We start from the raw sequence: 17,192 nt of genomic DNA, 5'->3' as shown, positions 1-17,192 counted from the left end.
AGCATTTAAAATATATATCATGGTTACTTATTAGCTAAAACTCTAATAATAATTTGAAAGCTCTCATTAAAATCAACTATCAATAAATGAAACAATTACCAATTTTTATTATCATTTTATTAAGCTGCATTAATAGCTCTTTTGCCCAGTTTAACCCTATAAAAAAGTTTGACTACACCTTACTTGAAGGACGTACACTATGGGTTCCCAAGTTTGATCTTAGCGATAAAGCCATGAAAAGGCTAATAAAAAAAGACAAACTCAAGGAATATGAAAGACTCAGCCGATCTGCTACGGAGTTAACGAATTTATGGAGTAATGCCATGAAAAATTCGTCTTATGATGCGACAGACTATATCATCAAAAAATTTGAGCCAAAAGAATTTCTAAAAGAAAAGCCGAAAGATGCCTTGGCTTTAATGTTTATGGAACAGAGAAAGGATGGCCAAGTACTTAACATATCAGCTCAAATCTGGTCTGCATACCCTAAAAAGCGCCCCATAGCAAGCACAGTTATTAATGACTTAGATATAACTGATGAAAATGATCTGATCTTAATTATCAACATGCTTAATAATTCTCTGGAAGGCGCTTTGGCGATGGAAGAATCAGGTGACAAATCTGTGAAAGCCATGAAAAACAAGTATAAATCTAACTTTGTAAAGGTATATGAAACCCTGCCTAAAAAAACATTTCTGGTACCAGAATATGAAGATGAGAAAAAGGCTGATAAGAAAAATGAAGATTTAAAAGAAGCTATACAAGGCTGGTCTTTGTGTGATATTAAAATGGTAAGTGAAGCGGAGATTAATCAGAAGCGAAAAGAAAATTCAACTGATTATATTTATTGGAAAAACATTCCTTACTATACCGGAACACCAATAGTTTACAATATCAATATGATTATCAGTACAGAGTCTGATGTTATATTGTTTGTCTTTATGGGTAAAAAGAAATTGAAAGCCTCTAACCTGGAAGAAGCCCAGAAAAAGATGCAAAAGAGCTATGACAAGTTTAAAAAGGATATGTAAATAAACTTACTATTCTTAGAAATAGGGGCCAAATGATATTTGGCCCCTATTTTATAACCTTCTACTGAAATTATTCTGGCTTATTATCCAAAATGGTTTCAATATTCTCCATCACTTCAGAGGTTAACTTACTGGTAGCATCAACTGCCTTCAGGTTTTCTTCCAGCTGACTAGTTTTAGAAGCTCCGAGTATCACAGTACTTACATTATCATTTTTCAAACACCAGGCTAATGCCAAAATAGGCATGGATAGATCAAGCTCTTTAGCGAGAGCCGTAAGTTGGCGTACTTTTTCAATTTTCTCCTCCACCAAAGTACTGTCCTTTAGCCAGTCAAGACTTTCAAACTTAAAGCGAGTATCTTCTGGAGATTCATTATTATACTTACCTGTAAGTAGCCCAGATGCCAATGGCGACCATACGGTGGTACCTAAACCGACCGTATCATAAACCCTGGAAAATTCACTTTCCACCTTATCCCGAACCATCATATTGTACTGAGGCTGCTCCATAGTAGGTCCTATAAGGTTATATTGTCTGGCTACCATATGTGCCTCCATTATTTCCTGAGCACTCCATTCTGAGGTACCCCAATACAACACCTTCCCTTGTTGGATAAGGTTATGCATAGCCCAAACAGTTTCTTCAATAGGTGTATCTTTATCTGGCCTATGGCAAAAGTATAAATCAAGATAATCTACCTGCAATCTTTTTAAAGCCTGATGACAAGCCTCTGTTACATGTTTTCTATTAAGCCCCTTCTGAGTGGGCTTCAGATTTCCTTCACCTCCATCTGCTCCAAAAAAGACTTTACTAGAAACTGAATAGCTATCTCTTCTCCACCCCATTTTTTTAAGGATACTTCCCATCACTTCCTCTGATTTACCTCCGGCATAAGCCTCGGCATTATCAAAGAAATTAACTCCTGCATCATATGCTATTTTCATGAGATCTTCAGCGATATTATCTTCGATCTGTTTTCCAAATGTAAGCCAAGAGCCTAAAGAAAGGCGACTTACTTGTAATCCTGATTTTCCTAATCTCTTATATTCCATGTTTTTCAAATTATTTAATCTATTTTTATTTTAACCATACACCTCTAGCAGTTGGTGTAGTTCTTCTAATGTATTAGCCTCTTCTTTGGGTTTATCATGCCTCCAACGTTTTATCCGAGGAAATCTTAACGCTACTCCTGACTTATGGCGGCTAGACTTGTTAATTCCCTCAAAGGCAATTTCAAACACCAGCTCAGGCGTTACACTACGAACAGGCCCAAATCTATCAATGGTATTTTTCTTCACAAAACGGTCTACTTGGCCTATTTCCTTATCAGTAAGGCCAGAATAGGCTTTAGTGAAGGGCACCAGCTGCTCACCATCCCAAACGGCGAAGGTATAATCAGTATACAAATTGGCCCTTCTTCCACTGCCCCGCATAGCGTAGATCATCACCGCATCTATAGTTAAAGGATCAACTTTCCACTTCCACCAATCGCCCTTTTTTCTGCCATCTTTGTAGGTGGAATCTTTTCGCTTAAGCATAATCCCCTCACTGAAAAATTCACGACTTCTATCTCGCTCAGCGGCCAACTGCCGCCATTCATTAAAAATCACGAGGTCAGAAAGATGCAACACCGGATCACCCACGTCACCCACCAATGACTCCAGCTGCGTACGTCGTTTTTCTAAAGGCCATTGCCTAATATCTTCGCCTTGCCACTCCAACACATCGTATGCTTTAAATATCACAGGTGATTTTTGCAATACACCTTTTGTTAAATTTTTACGACCAATTCGGGTTTGCAGCAGATTAAAAGGTAAAGGTTGTCCGTTTTTATAAGGCAAAATTTCGCCATCTAAAACAGTGCCGTTCGGCAGCTTTTCTTTTAAAACTTCATATTCAGGATACTTATCTGTAACCAGCTCCTCTCCTCTGGACCATACGTACAGTTCTCCTTCCCTCACTATAATTTGTCCACGAATGCCATCCCATTTCCTCTCAGCGAACCATAGACTTGTATCTCCCAGCGACTCAGTTTCATCTTCCAGGGCATAAGCCAGATAAAAAGGATATGGCCTTGAGTTATCTTCATTAGCATCTTCAGAAAGTATTAAATCCTGAAAAGTGGTAGTCTCTGGTGTCCAATTACCCATAAGCCGATGTGCCAAGCTGCTCTCATCAATGCCCGTATATTTAGCCAAAGCACGAACCATTAGCTTCTGAGAAACACCCATTCTAAAGCCCCCTGTAATCAGTTTATTAAATACAAAGCGTTCGGTAGCATCTAATGACAGCCAGGCGCTTTTGAGTTGAGCCTTCTTCTCATTTTCTTCCAAGCCTCCTAATGCCTGTATGTATTCAATCCAATAAGTGAGTGAATTATCCGTACGACTCTCTGGACTGGGCAATATCAAAGCGATGGTTTCTGCCAGATCTCCAGCTATGTGATAGCTCTCTTCGAAAAGCCAATACGGCAACTCGCTAAACTCAGCGGCCCATTTTTTTATATAGTTTCTATTGATCGTTCGTTTGGGCCTGCGATGAGAAAGCAAGGCGATAGTCCATAGTTTATCTTTATCAGTAGCCTTGTGAAAATATTCCTTCAGGGCATCTACCTTAACCAGCGTTTTGGTGGTTTGATCGAGGCGAGTAAATAATTCAGTAAAATATTTCATGAGCTTTCTTCCTCCTCTTCTTTTACGGTGGATTCCCCTATTTCTGTCAGCTCCCCTTCATATTGCGTTTCTACTGTCGCCGATTCTATACCTTGCTCATTGAGCCATTGGCTGAAGATATTGGTATAGCCATGAGTGACAAATACCCTTTCAGCCTCTGTAGCTTTTACAGCTGTATTGAGCTCATCCCAATCAGCATGATCTGACAGAACAAAGCCTCGGTCTACCGCTCTTCTTCTTCTGGCGCCGCGCAGGCTCATCCAGCCAGAGGCAACACCCACACTGTAAGGCATAAACTTTTTCATCCAGGGAGAGCCTATAGCCGAAGGAGTGGCCACCACTATATTGCCTTTAAAATTTTCTTTAGGAATATCTTGTGTTACTCTTACTGTAGACTTCAAATCTACCCCTTGATTACGAATGACTTCATTAACATTTTCTACCGCTCCGTGAGTATACACCGTGCCTATACTATGATCCAGATTTTGAATAATTCGCTGCGCTTTACCCAGGGCATAACCTGTGAGCACCGTAGTTTTACCATTCTCCTGATTTGTACGCCACCAGTTATTAATCTCTTCAAACTCATCCTTTTGAGATTTCCACTTATAAATAGGCAGACCAAAAGTAGATTCTGTAATAAAAGTGTGACATTTTACTGGCTCAAAAGTCTCCGTGAGCCCATCAGCAGCCACTTTATAATCACCAGATGCTACCCAAACTTCTCCCTTGTACTCCACCCTGATTTGAGCAGATCCTATAATATGCCCGGCAGGGTGGAAAGAAAACTTCACTCCATTGATGGTTTTCACCTCACCAAACTTCACAGTTTCCACATTAATATCCTGCCCTAATCGGTATTTGATTACCGGCATGGCTGCTTCTGTACACAGGTAATACTTATGCCCCCGACGGCTATGATCTGCATGCCCATGCGTAATTAGTGCCCTATCAACAGGCCTCCACGGATCTATGTAAATATCTGCCTGCGGACAGTGAATTCCTATTTCAGTGAATTGTAATAACATTAGAAATAGAACAGGTGAGCTTCTGGAATGTTGGGAAATTAGGCTTTAAAAGAGTGTTAGTGGTGGCAATGGAGTCGTCAATGATTTAAACACTATAATCAGAGTCACTCTCAGCCTGCAAAAAGTCTATCCTTCGAGTGCCTCAGGATGACTTTTGGGGGTTTAGCATGCTAGTCAAATCTCTTGGCAACTATGCGTTATTGAGTAGAATTTACTGATGGATAGACTCAATATAATTGAGATCAATGTTAAAGAATAAAGACAAATAATTAAAATTGATTATATACTACTGGGATTCTTCATATTGGTCCATATTCTTAAAATATTTACCACTTTATCGTCGTAAGTATAAAATATGGTTGTGTGAGGTGAATGCTGATATTCTTTTGTTCCTGGCTTTCTTAGGGAATCCTTCGGCTGATGCGGTGCTCTACATATTTTCTCCAAACAGTCTTCAAGCCTGACAAAGAATTTTTTAATCTCCCTTTGAGTCCATTTCCTTTCTAAATAAGTAATTATTTCATCAAGTCCTTCACTGGCTTCTTCAGTCCAAACAATTTCTAAAGCCATTTCTCATATTTCTTCCTTACCTGATCATGCGAAATAACCTTACCTTCCTGCACTTGATTTAAAGACCTATCCAACGATGCCGACAGAGCGGATTCCTGCTCTAGAAAAATCTCAATCTTTCTCAACTCATTTTCATCACACTTCATCAACCTCTCTATCAAATGATATTTTCTAGCTTCTATATTCATAACTGCAAAATAACGAATATTTATCATTTTTCCCTGCCAATTTAAATGATTGGTATACACATAACTGCCTAAAATATTCGTTCTAATTGCTCACTAATATGAAGCATCTACTTGGCCATAATACATCATTTCTGGCTGGCAATGGTATTTATTTTATTTAACTCTTCATTTTATGTAATCATAAATGATCGGCTAGAACATAGTTCACCCTCAAACCATCAATAACATACAACTGCAATCCAACAAACCAAAACTACCCATAGAGCCACACTGAGCCGTGTCGAAGAGTAGAGTGTAAAAGCTGAAATGGTGACGTAATAAGTAAGTATGCAGTCTAAGCCTGCAGAAAGTCTATCCTTCGAGTGCCTCAGGATGACTTTGTGGGGTGTACCGTACTAGACAAGTCTCTTGGCAAATATGTGTATTTGATTGGAATCTTTGGCGTCATAGCCTATATATAATTACGATCGAGGTGTATTAAATTCTCTCAATCATACTTCCGCATCAAACCAAAGTCAAAGGGAGTCCATAGGCAGGCTTTGAGGCCGCTATTTTTAAAGGCTGTATTTACCCAACTATTGCAGGTATTAAAGCAGGTATAATTTCCATTTGCTTCATAAAAATCATCAATAGGACTATATCCTTTATTGAGTAATAGTTGCTTATTTTCGGCTTTATCTCTCTTGAATGCTGCCAGCAGATACTTATTCAGATTTTGTAATTCGCTATCAGTTACTTTTACCTCTACCCAATCTGACTGCCTTTGTTTATAACGGGTAACATGTACCAGGGTGCTACTTTTCATAAACAGTGCTTCAAAAGCATTGCTAAAAGTTAAATCTCCCCATGATGGCGTGTTGATGTAAAAATTTTTATCTCCCCAGCCAAACGACAGATAGTTTTCATTTTCATAATACCTGAGATCTTTTAGTACCTGGCTATCAACATCATTTTTAGGCAAAATAATATCTAGATGTACTCCATTAGTATTTAGGTAAACAGCTTTCCCTTTTTCAGCTGCTTCGTGGTCGCCATTAACGGTTATAAAAGTTAGCAACAAGGCAATAAGAAGGTAAGCCACCGGAAGTAGCAGTAAGAATAAAAGCCATTTAAAAACTTGCTTTAATAAACTCATATCAACTATTAAGCAGATTTCAATTTAAATCATCCACCTTCTCCCCCTCCATCATTTAGTAAAATACTTAGGCACCAGCTTCATTAATTTCTGTATGGTTTCCTCCACTGGCAAGTCACTTCTACCTCCAGAAGCATTGGCATGGCCTCCTCCATCAAAATGCTCTGCTGCTAGTACATTTACATAATCTTCGCCTTTTGATCTAAATGAAATTTTCATCATGCCATCTCGCTCGGTAAAAACTATTGCCACTCTCATCCCTCTAATGGATAAAACCTGATTAGCAAGGCCATCGGTATCTCCTTTTTGATAGCCGAACCTGTTTAACTCTTCTTTAGCGAGACCTATAATACCCACTTTAAAATCATCCATAACCAGCAGCTTCTCGCTCATGGCATAGCCTTGTAATCGCATCCTGCTTAAGGTATTATTATCATTCAGTAATTCATGAATTAAATGGTGTTGCACTCCTACCTTCAGTAACTTGGCCAATATCTCATGGGTACGAGGTGTCACTGATGAAAACCTGAAACCTCCAGTGTCTGTCATGATACCAAGGTATAGAGGAATACCAATTTGTTCATTGAGCAGATCCTCATTTCCAGATTCAATGATCAGTTCAGCAATCAACTCGGCCGTAGAAGAAGCCTTTGTTTCAGAAACCATTATATCAGCAAATTCAGCAGGGTTAAGATGATGATCTATCATGATTTTTTCAGCCTCTGACTGCTCCAACAATACCTGCATTTCAGGCCCCACTCTATCAGTAGCATTATAATCCAGACTAAAGATTAAATCGGCCTTTTGAAACAAATCAGTAATATTTTCAGATTCTTCTGTCATAAAAAGTATGGAAGAAGTATCTAGCCAATATAAAAACTCAGGAGCCGGATCAGGGTGACATACCGAGGCATTTTTCCCCAGCTTTTCTATGAAATTTAATAGCCCTAATGAAGCTCCTATTGAATCTCCGTCTGGAGACTTATGTGCTGTAATAATAATATTAGAAGCCGACTTTATTTTTTCTTCAATCTCTTTATATATACTCATAAGATATATGCTATGCTTTCATTTAAGGCATCGAAGTTACCCATTTTAAAATGGAATATACGAATGAAAAAAATTCCTCTCATCAATTTATATCGCTTTTGATATAAAAGAAGATATTAATTTATGTTAAAACCTGAAGTATGCTCAATCTAAACAAATAGCTTTGCACCTTATTGAAATCATAAGACGTACCTTTTTTTTATTAAGGACAGATATAATTTCAAATCAACATCATAAAACAAAAAATTATTGACAATGAAAAAATTAGCAATAATATGCATGGGCATATTTTTAATAGCTACTAGCTGTAACCAACCAAAAAACGGAGAAGAAAGCAATGCCTCTGAAACTACAGAAACTAGCAGTGTAGAGGGAGAATTTACTATAGTAAAATCATCAGCAGAAGTAAACTTTACTGCTTATAAAACCACCGACAAAGTACCTGTAGGAGGAGCATTCAAAACTATAAACTTTACTAAAACCAATAGCGGAGCTACTCCTTTAGAGGCACTGAATGGCACAGAGTTTAGCATACCTGTGAAAAGCCTTAATACCAATGATGCTACAGGAACCAGAGATCCTAAAATTGTTTCTTTCTTTTTTGGAGTAATGACCGACACAGAAAACATTACTGGTACTTTTAAACTTGGTGAAGACAAAGAAAGTGCATCTGTAGACATTACTTTAAATGGTAAAACGGCTAACATCCCCTTAACTTATGAAGTAACTTCAGATACCTATTACACTTTCAAGGGAGTAATGAACTTGGAAGATTGGGATGCACTTGATGCTGTAGCTTCTATCAACAAGGCTTGTGAAGCACTTCATACAGGAGCTGATGGCGTAAGCAAAACATGGAGCGAAGTGGGACTACAGGCTGAAATTTCTTTCAAAAAGAATTAAGAGAAATAGTAGAAAACAAAAAAGCCCGGCAGTAAAATTCCGGGCTTTTTCTAATTAGAACCGCAGCTACACAACTTCACACAACCAACTTCACTACTGAGGCTCCGATACTTCATCTCGAACTTATTGTTTTATAAACTGAACACTCATAACCAGTTTCACATTATCTGAAACGACTATATTACCAGCTTCGGTAACAGCACTCCAAGATAATTTATAGTCTTTTCGATTAATCGCTCCTGTTACTTCAAAACCAGCTTTAGTTTGGCCATAAGGGTCTACAGCCACCCCATTAAAATCTACATCTAACACTATTTCTTTAGTCACATCTCTTATAGTAAGATCTCCTAATAACTTTGCGCCATCAAAAGATTTTGATTTGAATGTGACCTTTGGAAAGTCAGCAGAATTAAAGAAATCATCAGATTTAAGATGTCCGTCTCGGTCTGGGTTGTTGGTATTAATAGAGTCGACGTCTATAGTAAACTCTACCTCGGCATTGGTAAATTGATCATTTTCCGTCTCTACGTCTCCTTCAAACTTCTCAAAGTAGCCAGTTAAAGTAGATATCATCATATGTTTTACTTTAAAACTAACTTCTGAGTGTGTAGGGTCTAATACCCATTTTGTTTTTACTTGAGCTTCCATTTTTACAGGTTTTATATTATAACTTCAATTTCAATGTTTAAACATTAATATTAACGAGCCTAATTCGTTTTGGTTTCAATGTCTAAACATTATTTTGAAAATATTTCACTCATCGGAAGTATTGAGCAAGAATTTTAATAGACCGTCACTTAATGATAAACCCTTTCAATGATTTGATACACGTACTTTTCCATAGCCCTTCCCACAAAAAAAGCCGAGCTCTTTGCCCGGCTTTTTACAGTGATGCCTAATAAATAATTTATTTAATAATGATCTTAATTCTCAATAATTAGTTGGGATAAATGGTTTCTAATGCTATTCTATCATAGTTAGAAAAGTTTCCACTCTCATTAGCGCTAAAACATGACAACATTATAGAGTTAGCATCAACACTAGGCTGAGAAGGAGTACCAGGGATGTGAACAGCACCAACACCAGCAGTACCTTCATTACCACCTGATCCACAGCTTATAGCTCTATTGAACCAATCTGAGTGACGCATCCCCATACAATGTCCTAATTCATGAGTCATAACGTGCTCAACTACGTTCACTCCATACTGTGCAGTGCCAGGATAAACGTTAACATACTGATATGGATTACCTCCTGAAGGAAAGCCAGCTACTCCACCAGCTCCACTGCCATAACTTTGTACAGCTATGTCCCAATTAGAAGTACTAGTGGTTCTTTGCATAGTAAATCCACAATTTAATGCATTAAAATTGGCAATAGCTCTATTAAGCCCCTGACTCATAGTGCTATTGAGTTGATATCCTAATACTCTAATAGTTCGAGGAGTACTTACCAAATTATAAGTTCTATATTGCTCTCCTTTGGGTCCTTCAACTATTACAGGATCAGACATTTCTTCCAATGCTTCAGGAGTGATGATCATATCACCTTCTACCAGGTAATCACCATTCACTAATTGAATACCTTCAGTATTAAAATGTAAATCCTTAAGTCTTTGGATAACTGCAGCGGAAATTTCTTCACTGCCATCTTGCTGGGGCTCCACTTCTTTTCGATCTTCTTCACAAGAAGTGAACATAAAAGAAGTACTTAGAAGGCATACCGATAGTATACCAGCTTTTACACTGTTAAATCTCATAAAATTTCGGTTTAGGTTTAATCGCAGCATCACTGCCGTCGCAAGGTAGGCACAGAATGAGGCCAAAAAAAATTACTTTTTAGTCTTGACCTCATTTATGTACCATATTACAAGATTTTAAAAATTCGAAAAACTTTTATTTCCTAATATTACAACTTCACCTAAACTCTAAATATCTCTTTCAGTATGCCACTAAATGTATACAAAAAAATACTCTACACTTTTGTCATTATTTTCACACCATTTACCTCGTACAGCCAGCAGCCTGACTCTAACCAATGGGATGTATTTGTCAATAAATACGCACTTCATCACCCTAATTCAAATAATAAAAAAATAGAGCAGTCTCCTATCAAAGGCTTTTTTCTAGCAGAATATAATGAGACTGAAAAAGAACGGCTTATTAACAATGATCAGTTAGAACTGATAAGGCCTCTGGACAATCATACTGCTATATTTTATTCTGAAAACATTGAAGCCTGCCACAATCTTAAGAGATATGTGGCAGTAAATAATAAATGGAAGTACCCTTATGATTTCACAACCATCAACAACCCTATTTCAAAGTATATTTCAGTAAAGGTTAGAGATTTTGACCTATGTAAGAATTTATGGAATAATGACAAAAAAATTAATATAATAGCAGCCTACCCGGAAACCAGTACCTTCATTCTATTATCTCGCCAAAACGAAACAGAAGAATATTTTACAAAAAACGACCAAATAATCTTCATATCACCAACAAACCTAAATCCAAAAGAAGAAAGTTCCGTATTTGATCTTAACCTCAGTGTAAACAAAATAAATTATCTACACCACCTATATCCATCTCTTAATGGTGAAAAAATTTCCATTTCTATTAAAGAACAAGCTATTGATCATGAAGACCTTGATTTAAAAGGCCGATTAATGAACAACATTGAAGCCTCCAGCAGCACTCATGCTACGGAAATGGCGACTATTGCTGCAGGAGCCGGAAATACCTCTCCTTATAATAAGGGTGTAGCTTGGGGTAGCCACATATTTTCGTCCAGCTACCTTAATATTTTTCCTGATGACTCTTCCTTCTTTTCTGATAACCACATCTACCTCCAAAACCATTCTTACGGCACTACTTTAGAAAACTTCTATGGCCCACAAGCAGAGGCTTATGACCAGTTTTGTCAAGAACACCCTGATATATTGCATGTATTTTCAGTAGGCAACAGCGGATCACTTAATGACTCCATATATACCTACAGAGGTACCACTGGCTACGCCAACCTCACTGGCAATTTCAAAATGGCCAAAAACATCATCACCGTAGGCTCCATTGATACCCTTCTTCACCACGACCCTTATGTGTCTAAAGGGCCAGCCTACGACGGACGCATCAAACCAGAGATTTCAGCTTATAGCTCCAGCGGCTCATCCTCTGCCGCTGCATTAGTATCTGGCCTGCTAGCCACCTTGCAACAGTACTACTTTGAAAATCTCGCAGACACTCCGCCAGCCTCACTACTAAAGGGCATTCTTCTAAACAGTGCCGATGATGCCGGACCGGAAGGAATAGATTTCCTCACAGGCTTTGGCAGTGCCAACGCCAAACGAGGCATTGAAACACTCAAAAAGCAGCAATTTATTTCAGGCACGATATCTACTAACGAAGAAAAAAATTACAATTTGGAAATACCTGAAAAAGTCAAAAACCTAAAAATCATGCTCATCTGGAATGATCCTCCGGCAAAGGTTAATGCTAACACTGCTCTGGTCAATGACTTAGATCTTTCTCTGCATCAAGGAGGCTCTCAATGGCTACCATGGGTTCTCAATAGCTACCCTCACAATGACTCTCTAATACAATTACCTAAAAGAAAAGAGGACCACCTGAACAACGTAGAACAGATTACTCTAGAGAATCCAATCGCAGGCAACTATGAAATAAAAGTTCACAGTAATTTTCTACTCAAAAGCCAAGATTTTCACATTATCTATCAATGGGATGAAGAAAATCAGTTTACATGGACTTCCCCTACCGGCAGTGACAACATGCCGGCTCAAGGAGCTGTGAACAATTATTTCAGATGGGAGACTACTTTTACAAATAAAGATGCGTCTTTAGAAGTTACCTATAACCACGGAAAGTCTTGGCAGATTATTAGCAAAGAAATAGATCTAGCAAAGGGCCTCTATCAATGGCAGCCTCCACAGAACTTAACGATAGCACAAGCTCGTATGAATATCAATGGCAGCTATTTTTACACAGACCATTTCACTATATCTCGCCCCATGACAACTAATATTGGGTTTAACTGTGCAGATTCGGTCATGCTAATTTGGAGAAATCTTCCAGAAGCTTCTGGCTATACCATTTTCTCAACCAAAGGCCATTATATCTCCCCTATTACTACCACCAGTGACACTTCTATTATCCTTAATCAAAACCAGATTACAGACTACTTGCTTAGTGTCGCTCCTATGCTTAATGACACCCTGAAAGGAATCAGGCGCACCACGTTTGATTATCGTATCCAAGGAGTAGACTGCTACATAGCCAATTTCCTTGCCTACGAAGATCAGGAAAATAAAAATGTCTATCTATCATTAAACCTAGGCACTACCTATGAGGTCAGTAAAGTAATATTCCAACGGAAAGATGGAGATAGGTTTGTAGATATTGCACAAATAACACCTTCCTCCAACAATATAACCTACACAGACATCCATCCTCAGCAAGGGTTAAATCATTATCAAGCCAAATTAATACTCAACTCAGGGCATGAGATCTTCAGCCCTGAAGCAGCAGTTTATTTTCTTACAGAAAGAGAAGTCCTACTATTCCCTAATCCCGCTAAAAGTAATAGCAACATCAGCATATTCACCAAAAACTTTACCGATGAAACAGTGACCTTCGATCTATATAGCCCCCAAGGCCAGCATATATTAAGCAAACCTCTACTATCTGAAAGAAATGCCATTACCCTAGAGGGCTTACCCCAAGGCATTTATATTTATACGGTAAGCGGCCGCGATATAAACTATAGGGCGAGGTTGGTCATTTACTAGCCTCCTCTTTTGCCTTATTTAAAGCTCCAAATGTTTTCGTAGTCAATAAAATTATATTCACGCATAAGTAAATGACCATCAAATGAAGAGCATTGGTATTATCAATAAAACGAAGGAAATATTGGATAATGAGGAACAAAGGAAGAAAGAAATCCGGGCTTCTCTCTATACCATCTACTAACTGAGTGGATAACAGCCTTCCCACATAGAGACCTCCGTATGTTAGTATAATAAAAAGTGCAGCTATACTATTGTTAAGTAAAGTATTGGTCACCGCTACAATCACTAGCAAACCTATAAAAAGCCACATACCATAAGTAATCTGAGGTATACGCCGAATGTTCATGAGTATCCCCACCAAATTACCCCCGATCAATAAAACACTAATTATTTCTATAACAGAATAAGCTAAGCCAGGAAAATTAATAAAGTTCTCTATGGAGGGCACCAAAGACAGCAAAAGTATTACTACTGCCACTACCTTTATTTCCATAAATGCTACCTTACTATACACCAGCATATTAGTCTTATAATGCTCATAATACTTCACCATATTTCTAAGCACAATGGCTACCATCAATATTATCAAAATGACGGGCTCATGTATGGTATAAAGGTTATAAAATATCAAAAGCAGAGCCCCTTGATTAAAAAGCTCAAAGAAATGATCTATAAACTCTCCCATCGGAGATGATTTTTCTAATATACGTGCTAGCACGCCATCTACTTTATCACATAAAGCCTGAAATGTGACCAAAACAGCAATGGCTATTAAATTATAATGAGAATCAAATATTTTAAAAAAAGATAGCCATAGAGCCAGATATATCGCTAAATGTCCTGCTACAGAAATGATATTAGGGTTGACCTTTTCGCCTATGAGTCTGGTTATTGGTTTTGCTATAAGCTTTTCAATAATAGGAGTAAGATAGGAATTCCCTCTGGTTCTATATTCATACACGTTCATAGCTACAAATAAAGTAAAAACCTGTCAACATTAACCACAAGTACCTTCCCAATACGTAGCCACTAAATATTAAATTAATATTATCTTTGCCTTCGCTTAACAAGAAGAGGTATTAGAATGAAAGAAAGGGCTTTACTTTTTTTAAGATATGGCATATTCTGGTTATTATTTTTCATTGCAGCCAGAATTATATTCATGGCATATTATTTTGATCAGACTAGCGCATTAGGCATCTCGGAAATTATTCTGGCCATGCTCAATGGGTTAAGACTAGACCTATCAGCAACAGGATATTTTTTGCTTATCCCCGGCCTTTTACTCACCGCATCGCCCTTTCTGCAGAATAAAATCATAAGAGTCGGTTTTCACACCTACACCTCTATACTTCTGCTATTATGTAGCTTCATCCTCACTCTTGATCTTGAAATGTATAAACACTGGGGCTTCAGGCTAGATGCCACTCCTCTGTTATATATAGGTCAGGACACCACCATAGCTATAGACGGCCTGGCTATAACTGTTCTTATTCTTATGTGGCTGCTAATATTTGGAGCATTTATATATCTCTACACCAAACTTATTTACCCTAAACTGGCAGGTCTAAAACCTAGCAATTGGAAAACGGCTTTGATTCAACTCTTTCTCACTGCCTTTTTAATACTTCCCATCAGAGGTTCATTAGGCGTAGCCCCTATTAATGTAGGTACAGTATATTTTGATAACGAACATATTTTTGCCAACCATACGGCTATTAATGTAGTCTGGAACACAGGCTATGCTGTGAGCAAATTTAACCGCCTACACTACCCAGAAAACTATCTGGATAAAGAAACTACTGATAAATATTTTAAGGAACTATACGCTGCTTCTGGGGAGACTATTCCCCTATTAAACACCTCGCAGCCCAACGTCATCATCATTATTTTAGAAAGCTTCACATACAGGTTAATAGAACCTTTAGGTGGTGTACCTGGCGTAGCTCCTGAACTTAGTGCCCTGAGTAAAGAAGGCGTTCTTTTTGATCATATGTATGCTTCTGGCGATCGTACTGATAAAGGTATAGTATCTGTACTTAGTGGCTATCCTGCTCAGCCCAAAGGGTCAATTATTAAATATCCGAAAAAGACACAAAGTCTGCCCTATCTGAGTAAAAAGTTTAACCAAATGGGATACTCCAGCAGCTTCACCTATGGTGGTAATATCAACTTTGCCAATTTCAGGTCATACCTGAGTAATGCTGGTTTTGAAAATACTACTCATAGCGGAAGCTTCCCTGATTCACTGAACAGCAGTAAATGGGGCGTGCACGATGGCTATGTTTTTGATAAATTCTTGCAAGAGACCAATGCTGCCCAAAAGCCTTTTTTCAAGGTAATGCTCACACTAAGTAGTCATGAACCTTTTGATGTACCCATGGAAACAGCCATAGAAGGTGAAGATGACATTTCGAAATTTTTAAACTCCGCTCATTATACTGACAAATGTATTGGTAAATTCATTGAAGAGGCTAAAAAAACGGATTGGTGGAATAATACCCTTATCGTTTTCACAGCTGATCATGGCCATCCTATGCCTGATAATCAGGGGCTAGCTAACCCTCGCCGATTCAAAATACCAATGATATGGTTAGGTGGAGCACTCAACGTGAAAGATACCGTAATCAGCGAAATTGGCAGCCAGACAGACATTGCCAACACCATACTTGCCCAGGTTGATAAGCAAGACCCTGAATTTACTTTTAGTCAGAATATTCTGGATAAAAACCATCATGACTTTGCTGTATTTGTCTTTAACAACGGTTATGGTTATGTAGATGAAAAGCAGGAACTAATTTATGACAACACAGGCAAAAGATACCTAACAAAAGAAGGTGCTGAAACAGAGGAACTGCTATGGCCTAGTATGGCCTTCATGCAGCATTTATATAGTGATTACAATAAACGCTAATGAAAACTCAAAAGGCCCTTTTTATCATTAACCCAAAATCTGGAACTACCCAAAAGAAAGGGGTTCCTGCCCTGCTAGACTACTGCCTTGACAGCTCAAAGATCTCGTATGAAATTTTTTACACTCAATATGCCGGCCACGGAAGAGAGATCGCTGAAAAAGAAAAGAACAACTACCACATGATAGTAGCTGTAGGTGGTGATGGCACCATAAACGAAATAGCAGGCCCTCTTATAAATAGTGAAACTACATTAGGCATAATACCACTGGGCTCTGGCAACGGACTTGCGAGGCATTTAAAAATTCCTTTGAATACTAAAAAGGCCATTAGCTTGTTGAACGATCAACATTCAAAAAAAATAGACACCATTAACTTCAATAATGACATTTTCGTGAATGTAGCTGGTGTTGGTTTTGATGCTCATATTGCCAGCCTCTTCGCCGAAAGCAAAAAAAGAGGGTTCCTTTCTTATGGTATGCTGGCTCTGCAAGAGATCATTAAATTTAAATCTACCGGCTATCGCCTAATTATTGATGGAGAGGAAAAAATAGAAAAAGCACCTTTCCTTATCTCCATAGCCAACTCTTCTCAGTACGGAAACAATGCTCATATTGCTCCTGGAGCAGAAATATCCGACGGATTAATGGACATATGCATTATGCAAAAAATTCCTTTCTGGTATTACCCTTCACTTATCTTCCACCTATTCAACGGAACACTTACCAGGTCAAGATATTATAAAACATGGCAAGGAAAAGAAGCTCTTATTCACCTGCTGGAAGATGCAGAAAAGAAAAGTATACATCTGGATGGAGACCCTTACCCTTTAAAAGAGGATATCAAATTATCTGTAAATCCGCTATCTTTAAAAGTAGCCTGCAAAATATAAAATCA

Annotated in this window: 15 protein-coding genes; 5 read left to right on the top strand and 10 right to left on the bottom strand. The window is 38.1% G+C overall.

Going from position 1 to position 17,192, the window contains the following annotated elements:
• Positions 1 to 86: 86 nt before the first annotated feature.
• The gene (locus JL102_RS17725) at positions 87 to 1,031 is read left to right on the top strand and encodes a hypothetical protein (RefSeq protein WP_202245788.1); all 945 of its coding nucleotides are present in this window, start codon (positions 87 to 89) and stop codon (positions 1,029 to 1,031) included.
• Between the two features lie 70 nt (positions 1,032 to 1,101).
• On the opposite strand, the gene JL102_RS17720 is transcribed toward JL102_RS17725, so the two are convergent.
• From JL102_RS17720 to JL102_RS17690, 7 genes are all read right to left on the bottom strand, one after another.
• Positions 1,102 to 2,085: a potassium channel beta subunit family protein gene (locus JL102_RS17720; protein WP_202245787.1), complete on the bottom strand. Its 984-nt coding sequence runs from the start codon at positions 2,083 to 2,085 to the stop codon at positions 1,102 to 1,104.
• 30 nt (positions 2,086 to 2,115) lie between these two features.
• Positions 2,116 to 3,705 (bottom strand): ATP-dependent DNA ligase, encoded by a 1,590-nt coding sequence (locus JL102_RS17715; protein WP_202245786.1) that lies wholly within the window; start codon positions 3,703 to 3,705, stop codon positions 2,116 to 2,118.
• Positions 3,702 to 4,733, bottom strand: coding sequence for a ligase-associated DNA damage response exonuclease (locus JL102_RS17710; RefSeq protein ID WP_202245785.1), 1,032 nt, complete (start codon positions 4,731 to 4,733; stop codon positions 3,702 to 3,704). The genes JL102_RS17715 and JL102_RS17710 overlap by 4 nt, the downstream gene beginning before the upstream one ends.
• 279 nt (positions 4,734 to 5,012) lie before the next feature.
• Positions 5,013 to 5,303 carry a type II toxin-antitoxin system RelE/ParE family toxin gene (locus JL102_RS17705; protein WP_202245784.1) on the bottom strand — a complete coding sequence of 97 codons (291 nt, stop codon included), beginning with the start codon at positions 5,301 to 5,303 and terminating at the stop codon, positions 5,013 to 5,015.
• Positions 5,294 to 5,518, bottom strand: coding sequence for a hypothetical protein (locus JL102_RS17700; protein ID WP_202245783.1), 225 nt, complete (start codon positions 5,516 to 5,518; stop codon positions 5,294 to 5,296). Before JL102_RS17700 ends, JL102_RS17705 begins: the two co-directional genes overlap by 10 nt.
• A 460-nt stretch (positions 5,519 to 5,978) precedes the next feature.
• The gene (locus JL102_RS17695) at positions 5,979 to 6,626 is read right to left on the bottom strand and encodes a DUF2459 domain-containing protein (RefSeq protein WP_202245782.1); all 648 of its coding nucleotides are present in this window, start codon (positions 6,624 to 6,626) and stop codon (positions 5,979 to 5,981) included.
• A gap of 51 nt (positions 6,627 to 6,677) precedes the next feature.
• Positions 6,678 to 7,676 (bottom strand): DHH family phosphoesterase, encoded by a 999-nt coding sequence (locus tag JL102_RS17690; RefSeq protein WP_202245781.1) that lies wholly within the window; start codon positions 7,674 to 7,676, stop codon positions 6,678 to 6,680.
• Positions 7,677 to 7,931: 255 nt separating this feature from the next.
• Here JL102_RS17690 and JL102_RS17685 point away from each other — a divergent pair, with 255 nt between their 5' ends.
• Positions 7,932 to 8,579, top strand: a complete 648-nt coding sequence (locus JL102_RS17685) for a YceI family protein (RefSeq protein ID WP_202245780.1) — start codon at positions 7,932 to 7,934, stop codon at positions 8,577 to 8,579.
• Between the two features lie 123 nt (positions 8,580 to 8,702).
• Here the strand turns inward: JL102_RS17685 and JL102_RS17680 are convergent, their stop codons facing one another.
• Positions 8,703 to 9,227: a YceI family protein gene (locus JL102_RS17680; protein ID WP_202245779.1), complete on the bottom strand. Its 525-nt coding sequence runs from the start codon at positions 9,225 to 9,227 to the stop codon at positions 8,703 to 8,705.
• Positions 9,228 to 9,516: 289 nt separating this feature from the next.
• Complete coding sequence (locus JL102_RS17675) at positions 9,517 to 10,338, bottom strand: M57 family metalloprotease (protein ID WP_202245778.1); 822 nt, start codon at positions 10,336 to 10,338, stop codon at positions 9,517 to 9,519.
• Between the two features lie 186 nt (positions 10,339 to 10,524).
• Between JL102_RS17675 and JL102_RS17670 the strand changes: the two genes are divergently transcribed.
• A complete protein-coding gene (locus tag JL102_RS17670; RefSeq protein ID WP_202245777.1) occupies positions 10,525 to 13,383 on the top strand; it encodes a S8 family peptidase in 2,859 nt (952 codons plus the stop codon).
• Here JL102_RS17670 and JL102_RS17665 read toward each other — a convergent pair.
• Positions 13,373 to 14,350 carry a CDP-alcohol phosphatidyltransferase family protein gene (locus JL102_RS17665; protein ID WP_202245776.1) on the bottom strand — a complete coding sequence of 326 codons (978 nt, stop codon included), beginning with the start codon at positions 14,348 to 14,350 and terminating at the stop codon, positions 13,373 to 13,375. The genes JL102_RS17670 and JL102_RS17665 overlap by 11 nt on opposite strands.
• A gap of 195 nt (positions 14,351 to 14,545) precedes the next feature.
• Here JL102_RS17665 and JL102_RS17660 point away from each other — a divergent pair, with 195 nt between their 5' ends.
• Together JL102_RS17660 and JL102_RS17655 are read left to right on the top strand one after the other, a co-directional pair.
• Complete coding sequence (locus tag JL102_RS17660) at positions 14,546 to 16,297, top strand: LTA synthase family protein (RefSeq protein WP_202245775.1); 1,752 nt, start codon at positions 14,546 to 14,548, stop codon at positions 16,295 to 16,297.
• Positions 16,297 to 17,187: a diacylglycerol/lipid kinase family protein gene (locus JL102_RS17655; protein WP_202245774.1), complete on the top strand. Its 891-nt coding sequence runs from the start codon at positions 16,297 to 16,299 to the stop codon at positions 17,185 to 17,187. Before JL102_RS17660 ends, JL102_RS17655 begins: the two co-directional genes overlap by 1 nt.
• Positions 17,188 to 17,192: the final 5 nt, after the last annotated feature.

It is taken from the genome of Fulvivirga sediminis (genome assembly GCF_016757215.1).
GTDB classification, from domain to species: domain Bacteria; phylum Bacteroidota; class Bacteroidia; order Cytophagales; family Cyclobacteriaceae; genus Fulvivirga; species Fulvivirga sediminis.
This window is presented reverse-complemented; position numbering and strand designations above follow the sequence as displayed.